This is a genomic window from Megasphaera massiliensis (assembly GCF_000455225.1).
Lineage (GTDB): Bacteria > Bacillota > Negativicutes > Veillonellales > Megasphaeraceae > Megasphaera > Megasphaera massiliensis.
In genome coordinates, this window is record NZ_HF954537.1 from 267371 (window position 1) to 280166 (window position 12796).

General features: G+C 49.1%; 10 protein-coding genes and 1 other annotated feature. Of the genes, 8 read left to right on the forward strand and 2 right to left on the reverse strand.

Annotated elements, in window-relative coordinates:
- Window positions 1-7: 7 nt before the first annotated feature.
- Genes cas5c through cas7c form a run of 4 tightly spaced genes read left to right on the forward strand, consistent with a single transcriptional unit; the run spans window position 8 to window position 3692 of the window.
- A complete protein-coding gene (cas5c, locus tag TX77_RS04645) occupies window positions 8-583 on the forward strand; it encodes a type I-C CRISPR-associated protein Cas5c (protein ID WP_230198041.1) in 576 nt (191 codons plus the stop codon).
- Window positions 580-726, forward strand: a complete 147-nt coding sequence (locus tag TX77_RS14025) for a hypothetical protein (protein WP_230198042.1) — start codon at window positions 580-582, stop codon at window positions 724-726. The genes cas5c and TX77_RS14025 overlap by 4 nt, the downstream gene beginning before the upstream one ends.
- Window positions 723-2750 (forward strand): type I-C CRISPR-associated protein Cas8c/Csd1, encoded by a 2028-nt coding sequence (gene cas8c / locus TX77_RS04650; protein WP_044503656.1) that lies wholly within the window; start codon window positions 723-725, stop codon window positions 2748-2750. The genes TX77_RS14025 and cas8c overlap by 4 nt, the downstream gene beginning before the upstream one ends.
- Before the next feature lie 12 nt (window positions 2751-2762).
- The gene (gene cas7c / locus TX77_RS04655) at window positions 2763-3692 is read left to right on the forward strand and encodes a type I-C CRISPR-associated protein Cas7/Csd2 (protein ID WP_044503657.1); all 930 of its coding nucleotides are present in this window, start codon (window positions 2763-2765) and stop codon (window positions 3690-3692) included.
- A gap of 539 nt (window positions 3693-4231) precedes the next feature.
- On the opposite strand, the gene TX77_RS04660 is transcribed toward cas7c, so the two are convergent.
- Window positions 4232-4978: a hypothetical protein gene (locus TX77_RS04660; RefSeq protein WP_044503658.1), complete on the reverse strand. Its 747-nt coding sequence runs from the start codon at window positions 4976-4978 to the stop codon at window positions 4232-4234.
- 765 nt (window positions 4979-5743) lie between these two features.
- A complete protein-coding gene (gene cshA / locus TX77_RS04665) occupies window positions 5744-7315 on the reverse strand; it encodes a degradosome RNA helicase CshA (RefSeq protein WP_044503659.1) in 1572 nt (523 codons plus the stop codon).
- A 246-nt stretch (window positions 7316-7561) separates the two neighbouring features.
- Window positions 7562-7809, forward strand: a binding site (T-box leader).
- Between the two features lie 77 nt (window positions 7810-7886).
- Between cshA and TX77_RS04675 the strand changes: the two genes are divergently transcribed.
- The 4 genes from TX77_RS04675 (at window position 7887) to leuB (ending at window position 12559) form a co-directional block, all read left to right on the forward strand.
- Window positions 7887-9629 (forward strand): 2-isopropylmalate synthase, encoded by a 1743-nt coding sequence (locus TX77_RS04675; RefSeq protein ID WP_044503661.1) that lies wholly within the window; start codon window positions 7887-7889, stop codon window positions 9627-9629.
- Window positions 9630-9725: 96 nt separating this feature from the next.
- On the forward strand, window positions 9726-10985 hold the full coding sequence (gene leuC / locus TX77_RS04680; protein ID WP_044504769.1) for a 3-isopropylmalate dehydratase large subunit: 1260 nt from the start codon (window positions 9726-9728) through the stop codon (window positions 10983-10985).
- A gap of 1 nt (window position 10986) precedes the next feature.
- A complete protein-coding gene (locus TX77_RS04685; protein WP_044503662.1) occupies window positions 10987-11484 on the forward strand; it encodes a 3-isopropylmalate dehydratase small subunit in 498 nt (165 codons plus the stop codon).
- The gene (gene leuB, locus TX77_RS04690) at window positions 11477-12559 is read left to right on the forward strand and encodes a 3-isopropylmalate dehydrogenase (RefSeq protein ID WP_044503663.1); all 1083 of its coding nucleotides are present in this window, start codon (window positions 11477-11479) and stop codon (window positions 12557-12559) included. Before TX77_RS04685 ends, leuB begins: the two co-directional genes overlap by 8 nt.
- The last annotated feature ends 237 nt before the right edge of the window (window positions 12560-12796 follow it).

Sequence of the window (12796 nt, forward strand, 5' to 3'; positions counted from 1 at the left end):
GGATATTTTGCGAAATGAAATAACCTTTAAAGTATACGGAAGAATGGCGTTATTTTCCGATCCCATTACCCGTATAGGCGGCGAAAAATCATCCTATTCTGTGCCAACCTACCAGGCTTTGAAAGGAATCGTTGAAGGTATTTATTGGAAACCGACGATCATCTGGTACATCGATGAAATGCGGGTCATGAAGGAGATTCGTACCCAGTCTCGCGGGGTAAAACCAAAGGGCTATAATAAGAAAATGAATACGTTGTCTATTTATAAGTATTTGAGCGACGTTTGCTATGAAGTGAAGGCTCATTTTGAGTTCAACCTTCATCGACCGGAACTTGCCTGTGACCGCAATGAAAATAAGCACTATAAGATTGCCAAACGAATGGTCGAACGAGGCGGCCGCCGTGATATTTTCTTAGGTACGCGAGAATGTCAGGGCTATGTAGAGCCCGTTGACTATGGTGAAGCTCCCGGTGTTTATGATGATACTCCGGCTATTCCCTTGGGAACGATGTTCCATGGCTTTAACTATCCTGATGAAACGGGGCGAGACATGATGCAGGCCGTTTTTGGCAGCCTGTCATGAATCACGGCGTCATTCGCTTTATTCGCCCGGAAGCCTGCACCCTCGTGCGGAATATTCACAAGGTGAAAGCCAAAGTCTTTACACCGGACGATATCTGCTCCGTGGAACGAGAAGCGGCGGTGCTGGAAGGAGACTTGCCATGAGCTGGATTATGGAGTTAGTTAAAACCTACGATGCCCATGAAGAATTGGTGGGAAAAGAGAATATAGAGGGGAGTAAGGCTGTTTTAATGCCAATCTGTCATGTCGTACAGAAAGCCCAAATCGAAGTGACCATCGACGGTGAGGGTAACTTTAGTCATGCCAGCGTCCTTCCCAAAGCAGAACAGTCAACCCTCCTTCCCTGTACCCCGGCTTCGGAAGTGAGGACGTCGAACTTGGCCCCACATCCGCTGCATGACAAATTAATTTATATTGCCCGTGACGGTGACTTATATCGAGAAGAACGGGATAAAAAAGGACGAAGCCCTTACTCACTCTATGTAGAGCTCTTAGGCAAGTGGGTCCATTCTCCTTATAGTATCCCTAAGGTAGAAGCGGTGTATAAATACGTTACGCAGCATGATATCATCGATGACCTGTGCAGGGCCAATCCGCCCGTCCTCTACCGTGATGATAAGGGCAACATCATGCAAAAATGGCCTTATAAAGACCGACCTAAACCGGATATCTTTTCTGCGGTAAGTGACGACATTTTAAAAGCCTTAGTTCGGTTTCGAGTCATCCATATCCCCGGTGATAATGAACCTGATTTATGGAAGGATCAGGACTTGCAGCGGCAATATATAGCCTTTTTTAAGCATGAATTTTCTAAAGATTTGGAGCTTTGTTACGCAACGGGAAAAATGATGCGTCCTGCGGGCAAACAAGGCAAGAGAATCCGTTCGCCAAAGGACAAGTCTAAGCTCATTTCATCCAATGATACTAAGGGACTTACCTTTCGCGGTCGTTTTAAAAACGCGCATGAATGTTTGTCTCTCGGCCATGAAACCTTGCAAAAAGCTACCAATGCCTTGGCCTGGCTTATTCGGAACCAAGGTCATGATTGTGAGGGCCGCGTCTTTTTGGCTTGGAGTAGTTCAACGCCGCTTCCCGATATTTTGTCGGCTACGAACGATGTTATTGGTGATGAATGGAGTACTCCTTTAGAAATTACACAGCCGCAGACATTAACGCAATGGGTAGAAAGCTTTGACCGTGCTATTAAGGGATATTACCATAATTTTGAAAAAGATCCGAATGCGAAAGCGAACGTTATCGTTCTCGATGCGATTACATCAGGGCGACTATCCATTTGTTATTACGATGAGTTTTCGGGAAGGGATTTTATTCGGCGTATTGAAAAATGGCATAAATCGGGCCGCTGGATTCAGCATAAAGAGGTTACGGATAATAAAGAAAAAAAGGATAAAATTAGCCGTAAATCTAAAAAAAGAATCCTCGGCTATGTGGGGGTACCTTCGCCACGAACCCTCATTAAGGCCTGCTATGGCGAAAATGTCAGTGATACGAAAATGAAGATGGAGCTCGAACGCATTTTCAATTGTATCGTACAAGGACGGCCCTTACCCATCGACATGGAACGATGCATTGTGCGGCGCGTCGTCACGATGGCCAATACTGCATCCGGCAATAAGTACTATCCGTGGAGACATGGTATTGTAGAACCGGCTTGTACCGTTATTTGTAATCGATGGAATGGAACTCATTCAAAGGAGGAAGAATATAAAGTGGCACTTGATGAAAAAAACTGCAATCGTGATTATCTCTTTGGAAGACTTTTGGCCGTAGCCGACCATATGGAACGATCTACTTTTGACGGCGATGAATACGGCTCACGGCTTACGAACGCGATGAAGTACATGGAAGCTTTTTCCATGCGACCGTCGAAGACGTGGTGGACTATTCACAACCGCCTGCTTCCATATATGCAGAAACGTGAAAAATATGGCGGCAAGGAACGGCTGCTTTTGGGCCAAATCACGTCCCTCTTTACAAAAGAAGACTTTGAGTCCAATACACCCTTGGGCAGTCTATTTTTGTTAGGGTTCTACAATCAGCAATTTGCCTTTCAGCAGCTCATTGAAAAGCAAAAGAAAGATAAAGCGGAGAGAAAAAGCAAGGGTACAACCAAGAATACAACGAGTCAGTCCGCTGAAAACGAATAGGGAGGAAGTATCATGACTATATTAGCAAATAAAATTGACTTTATCGGCTTCATTACCGTAGATCATGCCAATCCCAATGGGGATCCTTTAAACGGCAATCAGCCTCGCAGCGACTACGACGGCTATGGCGAAATTTCAGATGTTTGCATTAAGAGAAAAATTCGCAACCGCCTGCAGGACATGGGAGAACCGATTTTGGTCCAATCGAATGACCGTTGTGACGATGGCTGTGATAGTATCCTGACAAGGGTTGAGAGTGTACCTGGAATGAAACAGGCCTTATCGGCTGCAAAGGGAAATAACTTTCAAAAAAGAAAAGAGTTTGAAGAAAAGGCCTGCGGTACCTGGATTGATGTCCGTTCCTTTGGACAACTTTTTGCTTTTAAGGATAAGGAGAAGGAGAAGGATGATGATACCGGCAGTAACTCTGATTCCGTTTCGGTAGGTGTACGCGGACCCGTAAGCATCCATACGGCGGTTAGCTTGAATCCAATCCTTATTACCAGTATGCAGATCACGAAGAGCGTTAACAGTAAACCCGGAAAGAAAAAGGGATCCGATACGATGGGGATGAAGCATCGCGTTGACTTTGGTGTTTATAAAGTCGTCGGCAGCATCAACGTCCAGTTGGCCGAAAAGACGGGCTTCTCTGAAGAAGATGCGGAAAAAGTCAAAGAAGCGCTCGTTACCTTGTTTGAAAACGATGCCTCGTCGGCTCGCCCGGAAGGCAGTATTGAAATGACGAAATTCTATTGGGTCCGTCATAACAATAAGACAGGTAACGCCTCGTCGGCTCGTGTCCATCACAGCGTCACGGCTAACTTAAAAGAAAGCGGTACAGCAGCCCATTCCTTTGACGACTACGTCATCGACGACAGCGCTTTGAAGAATATCGAAGGGCTCACCATTGAAATCTACCAAGAAGGCGAAAAAATCCAGTAAGGGATGCTGGAAAGGGGAATGAGGCTTTTGCCTCTGGTCGGCTAATATGATGTCGAATACATAATGTTTTGAAAGTTATAAAGCGGAACCAGCGTAAAAGTAGGGATTACTCGGTGCGAAGCTATAGTGAACATCGTATTAGCCGCTAAAACCTTAGAGTAAGCTAGAAAAATTTTAATCAAATCCCTAAATTTAGTAATAACAAACTGTATCCGTGGGAAAATATCCCCATCGATACACGCAAAAGAGACTGTAAAAATGTCCTTTTGCTGTCGCACCTCGCAAGAGGTGCGTGGATTGAAACTCCGATGTATTTTGACGAAAGTAATGGTGGTAAGAGTCGCACCTCGCAAGAGGTGCGTGGATTGAAACCCGCCAGATTCTGTAGGTTATAAAGTGTGGCGTGTCGCACCCTTCACGGGTGCGTGGATTGAAACATTGATAACTGTGCCATTTTGAAGCATGTCGTTGTCGCACCCTCAGGGTGAGAAACAATAAAAAATAATACGGTACGATATTACTCGTTACCGTATTTAAATTTAGACCATATACGTTGGGCCTACAACCAATAGGTCTCTATCTTCAAATACTTTTAAATCTATTAGTAGCTTATTAGAAATGATTTGTTTATCTAATATGCTATTTAGTTCAATATTGTTTGTAATATAACGACCTTCCTCTTTTATGGCAATTAATTGCTGTTTATTAGTTGGAATAAATAGACCAATATTGGAGAACTTCTTAAACTGTTCTCCTTTGAATACAAGACAAAGGTTTTGTTCCCAGTTTTCTTGTATATTATAATTACGGTCATGGAATTCATTGGAAGAATATATATCTTCCAATTTTGTTTCCAACCAATCCACATCCATAATAAAGTTTAACTCATATTCTAGTTCCTTACGATGGTCTAGAATAAACGTTAGACTATTCTTCATATTGGCTAATTCAATAAATTTAATGTAATCCGAATAATCTGGATTATTTTTAGAGGACTTGGCAATAATATAGTAATTAACTTTCTGCGTTGCATGACTTACCTCATGGGCAATTACATTCAGTAACGCAGTCTTTCGACGAACTTCATCGTCTCCAAATTTAGCCAAATACATATTAATATTTGACTCATACAACTCAATAGTCCCAAACGGTCTAGTTTCAGCTATTGCATGAGAATGCTCTGGAGATATCTTTATTTCATACTTATATTCTTTGCTTATTAGTTTATCACTCAAATAAGTAAAAGCTACCGAAATGAAGTCAGTATAGTCCGAAATAGTTTTCATTGCCACATCGCTCCTTAAAATATTATTCTATATTCGCTATCATTATAATATATAATTCTTCGTGTATTTGCAAAAAATAAAAGCCCCCCGAAGGGGTCTAATACTTTTATCCTTTTAAAAGAGCCAGCTCTTTGTCGAGCTGCTTAAGTATATCTGAGTCTTTGTGACTCAGACAATACGCCAACCACTTTAAAGCACGCGCCCATCTGCTGGGATGGGACGCGTGCAATATGTAGGTGCAGGGACCCACTACCGACAAACTTATCGCCGATTAAGTGGGAATTAGTCGCACCCTCAGGGGTGCGTGGATTGAAACATTTTGAAGGGAGATAAAAGGTATGAGCAAGAATGCCGCACCCTCCATGGGTACGTGGATTGAAACGTAAGAACACTATATCAGAAAAGCTGAGATATGGTCGCACCCTTCACGGGTGCGTGGATTGAAACACGCAGCTGTCGTTCTTTTTCTTCTCTTTTTTCGGTTGTACCCTCCATGGGTGCGTGGATTGAAACTGAAATACCGAACCGGTGCTTGTCCAAAGAAATAGTCGCACCCTTCATGGGTGCGTGGATTGAAACATACAGTTCCTGCACCGTATCGAGCGTCGTTTTCGGTCGCACCCTTCATGGGTGCGTGGATTGAAACATTACGCCGATGAACACCTTGATGGCGTCAATGGTCGCACCCTTCATGGGCGCGTGAATCGAAACTGGCAAAAAGAATACCCTCTCTACACCGGTAGGGAGGGTATTTCTATGCTCGAATCAGTCTTTGAAGTAAGGCTTAAACACGGAACGATTCGGTTCTTTATGTTGTTTTTTTTCGGAGCGCTGGTTGTTACGGAAGGTGCCGTGGTTATTGGAGTCGCGATTTTTCGGAGCGAAGTGACGACGGCGTTCGCCTCGTTCTTGGCCGTCTTCTTTTCCGTTGCGGCGGTCTTTCCGATTGCGGTCGTTGCGGCGATAGTTGCGGTCGCGATTATTTTTCCCTTGGCGGCTGCGATGGACGCGGAGAGGGGCTTCTTCGGTAATCTTGACGGGCGTCGTGTCCGGTTCTTTCGTGAGCAGCTTGATAGCGGCTGCAACGAGGGACGCCGAGTCGTAGTTTGCCAGGAGTTCTTCGGCATTTTCTTTATAGCTTCCGAAGTTGCCTTCTTCTGCGGTAGCGGCCAGGTTGCGGATGGCTGCCTGCTGGGCGCCTTCTAAGGCTTCGGAGAAGGTCGGTGCTTTGCGGCGGGCGATGCTGCGCTTAATGAGGCGTTCGATAGTGCGCAGGTGTTCCATTTCACGGGGAATGACGAAGGTCGTAGCTTCGCCGCTCTGGCCGGCACGACCGGTACGGCCGACGCGATGAACGTAGCTTTCCGGGTCCTGGGGCAGGTCGTAGTTGAAGACGTGGGTGACACCGCTGATATCGAGGCCGCGGGCGGCGACGTCGGTAGCGACCAAGATATCGATGGTCTTTTCACGGAACTGGCGGATGACGGTGTCGCGCTTAGCCTGGGTCAGGTCGCCGTGGATGCCTTCTGACGAGTAGCCGCGTTTCTTTAAGGCTTCTGAGACTTCGTCGACGCGGCGTTTGGTGCGGACGAAGATGATGGCCAAATCCGGTTCCTGCAGGTCGAGGAGACGGCAGAGGATGTCGAACTTCTGGCGATCCGGTACTTCGATGTAAGACTGTTCGATGAGGTCCATGGTGACTTCTTTGGTCTTCATGCGAATCATGAGGGGATCGTGAAGGAAGGTTTCGGCCAATTGTCGGATCGGTTTCGGCATGGTAGCCGAGAAGAGCAGGGTCTGGCGCGTGTTGGGCGTAGCTGCCATGATGAGGTTGATGTCATCGATAAAGCCCATGTCCAGCATTTCATCGGCTTCGTCGAGGACGATGGTCGCAATGTGGCTCAAGTCGATGGTGCCGCGTTTCATGTGGTCGATGAGGCGGCCCGGGGTGGCGACGATGATCTGCGGGCTTTTCCGCAGGCGGCGCAGCTGGCGTTCCATATCTTGACCGCCGTAAATAGGCAGGGCCTGAATGTTGGTGAATTGAGCCAAGTGGTTCAGTTCTTCGGCGACCTGCATGGCAAGTTCACGGGTCGGGGATAAGACGACGGTCTGAATTTCTTTGGAAGGTTCGGCCTTCAATATTTTTTCCAGGACAGGAATGCCGTAGGCAGCGGTCTTACCGGTACCGGTCTGGGCCTGGCCAATCATGTCGGAGCCGCTCATGGCGACGGGAATCGATTCGGACTGGATCGGCGTCGGTTCTTCAAAACCCATTTCGTTCAGGGCACGGATAATGACTTCGCTGATATTTAAATTTTGGAATTTCTCTAACATGTACTTCCTCCTTGTTGTGTAACTTATTTATTATAGCATTAATGATTGAAAAAAGATAGGGCCGGTCTTGTTTCCGGGCGGGAAGGTACCTTTTAAGCAACTTGTTTCAAGATAAACGTTAAACTAGAATCATTTAGAAATTATTAACATAAGTTTGACGTTTAACTTTAAAATATTTTGAAAAAAGCCTTGCCAAACAGACATGATGGTGGTAAGATACGAACCATCAACAAAACAATCCAAAATAAAAATGCGTTGAAGAGAACTAGTAGGTTCCAGAAAGCTTACAGAGAGCTGTCGGCAGGTGCGAGGCAGCAGCGGCATGGAACGGAACTCCTCTCTAAGCAGCTCGCTGAAACAAAAGGAGTAGGTGGAGCCGGGGCCTGGCCGTTAACAGACAGGAGGGTATCGACCTAAAGTCCGTACCTGTAGAGTGCCTATGGAAGCATAGGAATTAGAGTGGTAACGCGCAAGTGAAATCTTTCGTCTCTTTGGAGGTGGAAGATTTTTTTTATTTTGATTGTGTAATGAGTTGTTTTTAATTTATTTCATAATCATAGGAGTGATGACCATGGAACACGTAGAACATTATCAAAAAGGTTATTTTATGCCGCCCGTCGTCGATATGTCTTGGACGCAGCGGGAGTATCCGGAACAGGCACCGGTCTGGTGCAGCGTCGACTTGCGCGACGGTAATCAGGCCCTTATCATCCCTATGAGTTTAGAAGAAAAAGTTGAATTTTACAAGGTCTTGGTCGCCATGGGCTTTAAGGAAATCGAAGTCGGCTTCCCGGCAGCATCGGAAACGGAATTCGAATTCCTGCGCTACTTAGTCGATCATAATTTGATTCCCGACGACGTCACCGTCCAGGTCCTGACCCAGGCGCGGGAGCACATCATCCGCCGGACCTTTGAAGCCTTGAAGGGCGTTAAGCATGCCATCGTCCACGTCTATAACTCGACGTCCTTTGCCCAGCGCCAGCAGGTCTTCCATAAATCGAAGGAAGAAATCAAGCAGATTGCCGTCGAAGGGGCGGCCTTGCTGAAAAAACTGACGGAAGAAGCCGGGGCCGACTACCGCTTTGAATATTCGCCGGAAAGCTTTACCGGGACGGAACCGGAATACGCCCTCGACGTTTGCAACGCCGTCCTCGACGTTTGGCAGCCGACGGCCGACTGCAAGGCCATCATCAATTTGCCCTCGACGGTGCAGATGTCCATGCCTCACGTCTTTGCCTCGCAAATCGCCTATATCTCGCAGAACCTGAAATACCGCGACAACGTCGTCTTGTCGGTCCATCCCCATAACGATCGGGGGACCGGCGTGGCCGATGCCGAAATGGCCATCCTGGCCGGGGCTGACCGCGTGGAAGGAACTTTATTTGGCAACGGCGAACGGACGGGCAACGCCGATATCGTGACCATCGGCATGAACATGTATGCTCTCGGCGTCGATCCGGGCCTCGATTTTTCTCACATGACCGACCTCGTCGATACGTATGAACGGGTGACACGCATGGAAGTCCATCCTCGTCAGCCTTACGCCGGAAAGCTGGTCTTTGCCGCCTTCTCGGGATCTCATCAGGATGCCATTGCTAAAGGCATGCATTATCGGGCCGAACAGCATCAGCCATACTGGAACTGCCCCTACCTCTACATCGATCCCCACGATATTGGCCGGACCTATGATGCCGACGTCATCCGCATCAACAGCCAGTCCGGCAAGGGCGGCATCGGCTTTATCATGGAGCAGCATTATGGCATTGCCATGCCGAAGAAAATGCGCGAAGACTTCAGTTACTTCGTAAAAGAAGTGTCCGACCATGCTCATCAGGAATTGAAGCCTCATGAAATTTATGACGTATTCCAGAAACATTACCTCAATACGGAAAGCCCGCTGAAAGTCGAAGATTTTTCTCTGCAGAAGAAGGGCAATCGCTGGATCGGCACGGTCCTGGTCCGGGCCAATGGCGAAGAAATCGTCCTCCAAGGCGACGGCAACGGTCAATTAAATGCCGTCAGCAACGCCATCTGTAAGGCCTACGGCATCGAGTTTGAAAACCTCGTCTACAGCGAACATGACCTCGATGGTGATTCCGATTCTCGGGGCATTGCCTACTTCGGCTTGACTGATAAAAAAGGGCAGACGACGTGGGGCGCCGGTATCGATACCGATACGATGACGGCCTCCATTCGGGCCTTCGTGACGGCTGTCAATCGCATGGAAGGCATGGATCAGCGCGTTCGCTTTCGTCACTTCGCCTCGGCCCCAACAGAAGTAGCTGCCTTTAAGGCGGCTGCCAGCCAGCATTGATCCTATTTTAGAATTCCGCGTTTTTTTGAATATTCATCTGTTTCGAGAAATGACAGCGTTTCCCGAAAAACAGGATTTTTAAGGAGTGTATAGATGATGGGAATGACTATGACCCAAAAGATTTTAGCCAAGCATGCCGGAGTGCCCTCTGTAGAGCCTGGCGACTTAATTGTTTGTAACGTCGATATGGTGCTGGCCAATGATATTACGGCGCCGCCGGCCATTGCCGAATTTAAGAAAATCGGCCGTCCTGTCTTTGATAAGACGAAAATCGCCTTGGTGCCCGACCATTTTACGCCCAATAAGGACATCAAATCGGCGGAATTGGCTAAGATTGTCCGCGACTTTGCCAAAGAAAACGGCATCGTCCATTACTTTGAAGTCGGTCGCGTCGGTATCGAACACGTCCTCCTGCCGGAACAAGGCATCGTAGGCCCCGGTATGGTGACTGTCGGCGCCGATTCGCACACCTGTACCTATGGGGCTCTGGGCGGCTTTTCGACGGGCGTCGGCTCGACGGACCTCGGCGTCGCCATGGCCACCGGCAAGGCTTGGTTTAAGGTCCCCGATGCCATTCAGGTCCGCCTGACCGGCGAAAAACCGGAAGACATCACCGGGAAAGACGTCATGCTGACCCTCATCGGCATGATCGGCGTCGACGGGGCACTGTATAAGTCCTTGGAATTTACGGGACCCGGTGTAGCTTCTCTCGACATGACCGACCGCTTTACCATCGCTAATATGGCCATTGAAGGGGGCGCCAAAAACGGCATTTTCCCCGTCGATGAACAGACCATGGCCTATGAAAAAGGGCGCTTTGCCGACGTTTACGAAGTCGTTACGGCCGACGATGACGCCAAGTACTGCCGGACTGTAGACATCGACTTGTCGAAACTACAGCCTGTCGTCGCCTTTCCGCATCTGCCGGAAAATACCAAGGTCGTCGGTACCTTTGGTGACATCAAAATCGATCAAGTCGTCATCGGCTCCTGCACCAACGGCCGCTTAGAAGACCTGCGCATTGCCGCCGAGATCTTTAAAGGCCGCAGCGTTCATCCCGACGTCCGCTGCATCGTCATTCCCGGCAGCCAGTCGGTCTACATGGAGGCCATGAAAAAAGGCTATATTGAAACGTTCATTACGGCAGGCTGCGCCGTATCGACGCCGACATGCGGCCCATGTCTTGGCGGTTACATGGGCATCCTCGCCGCCGGTGAACGCTGCGTTTCGACGACGAACCGGAATTTCCGCGGCCGCATGGGCCACGTCGACAGTGAAGTCTATCTGGCAGGTCCGCAGGTTGCGGCAGCCAGTGCTATTCTCGGCAGGATTGCCGCTCCCAAGGAGGTACGATAAGATGGTGTTAGAAGGAAAAGTATGGCGCTACGGCGATAATATTGATACGGATGTCATTATTCCGGCCCGTTATTTAAATAGTTTTGATCCGAAAGAATTGGCGTCCCACTGCATGGTCGACATCGACGAAACCTTTGCCGGAAAGGTGCAGCAAGGCGACATCATGGTCGGCGGCCACAACTTTGGCTGCGGCTCGTCGCGAGAACACGCTCCCATTGCCATTAAAGCTTCGGGCATTCCGGTCATCATCGCCGCCAGCTTTGCCCGCATCTTTTACCGCAACGCCATCAACGTCGGCCTGCCGGTCCTTGAAATCGGCGATGCCGTAAAGGCCATCAAGGCCGGCGACGTCGTCGAAGTCGATATTGCCAAGGGATCAATCGTCGATGTGACGACGGGAGATACCTTTCAGGCACGGCCCCTGCCGGGCTTCATTCAGGACATTGCCGCTGCCGGAGGCTTAATCAATTATATCAAGGGGGCAGAGGCTCATGAGTAAACACATCGTCGTCATCCCCGGCGACGGCATCGGGGAAGAAATCACGGCCAGCGCCGTGCGGGTACTGAAAAAAGTAGACGAGGTCTGCCGGTTGGGCCTGACCTTTGAACGACAGAGGGCCGGCGGTACGGCTTACGACGCCTGCGGCACTCCCCTTCCTAAGGAAACGGTAGAAGCGGCTAAAAAGGCTGATGCCATCCTCTTTGGCGCCGTCGGCGGCGATCAATGGGACGACGTCGAACCGACCCTGCGGCCGGAACAGGCTGTCCTGGGCCTTCGGAAAGCCCTCGGTCTCTACGTCAATCTGCGTCCCGTCAAGGTTCCCCCGGTCTTAGCGGAATATTCGCCCTTAAAGGCCGATATCGTCACCGGCACGGACGTCCTCATCGTTCGTGAACTCGTGGGCGGCATCTACTTTGGTGACCGCTGCGAATCGGAAATCCATAACGGTGTCGAACGGGCCTGGGACCTTGAAAATTACAGCGTCCCTGAAGTTAGGCGCATCGGCACCTTTGCTATGAAGGCCGCCCAAAAACGGCGGGGTAAGGTGACCTCCGTCGATAAGGCCAACGTCCTGGCTACGTCCCGCCTGTGGCGGCGCACCATGATCGACGTGGCTAAAGATTATCCGTCGGTCGCCTTGAATCATTTTTACGTCGACAACTGCGCCATGCAGCTGGCTCTCAATCCGAAACAGTTCGACGTCATCGTTACGGGCAACCTCTTCGGTGACATCTTGAGTGACGAAGCGGCCGTCCTCGGCGGTTCCATTGGCATGATGCCGTCAGCCTCTATCGGTGAACTTACCAGTCTCTACGAACCGATCCACGGTTCGGCGCCGGACATTGCAGGTAAGGGTATTGCCAATCCCTGCGCCACCATCTTGTCGGCGGCCATGCTGCTGCGCTACTCCTTTGGTGAAGAAGAAGGGGCAGCCCTTATCGAAGATGCTGTCGACGCTACTCTCGAAGAGGGCTGGCGCACGGCCGACCTCTATAAAGAGGGCTTCAAAAAAGCCGATACGAAGACCATGACCGATGCCGTCCTCGGACACATCGGAACCACAAGAAAATAATTTTTCCTTCCATCCTCTCCGTATCATACCATAGGAAGGAACAGAAAGGCAGTCTTGGTGAGTTTCTCTCCGGACTGTCTTTTTTGCGTGTTGGCGAAAGGGGTGGAAAAGAGGGGGATTCGGCCTGAAGCGGCGGATTTCTTTACAAAGACATTACGCCATTATAATGTATATAAGGGGCCGGTGCTTGAAAGGTCGCGGCGAATAGTGTATTATGAGAAATAGTTTAAATAGATT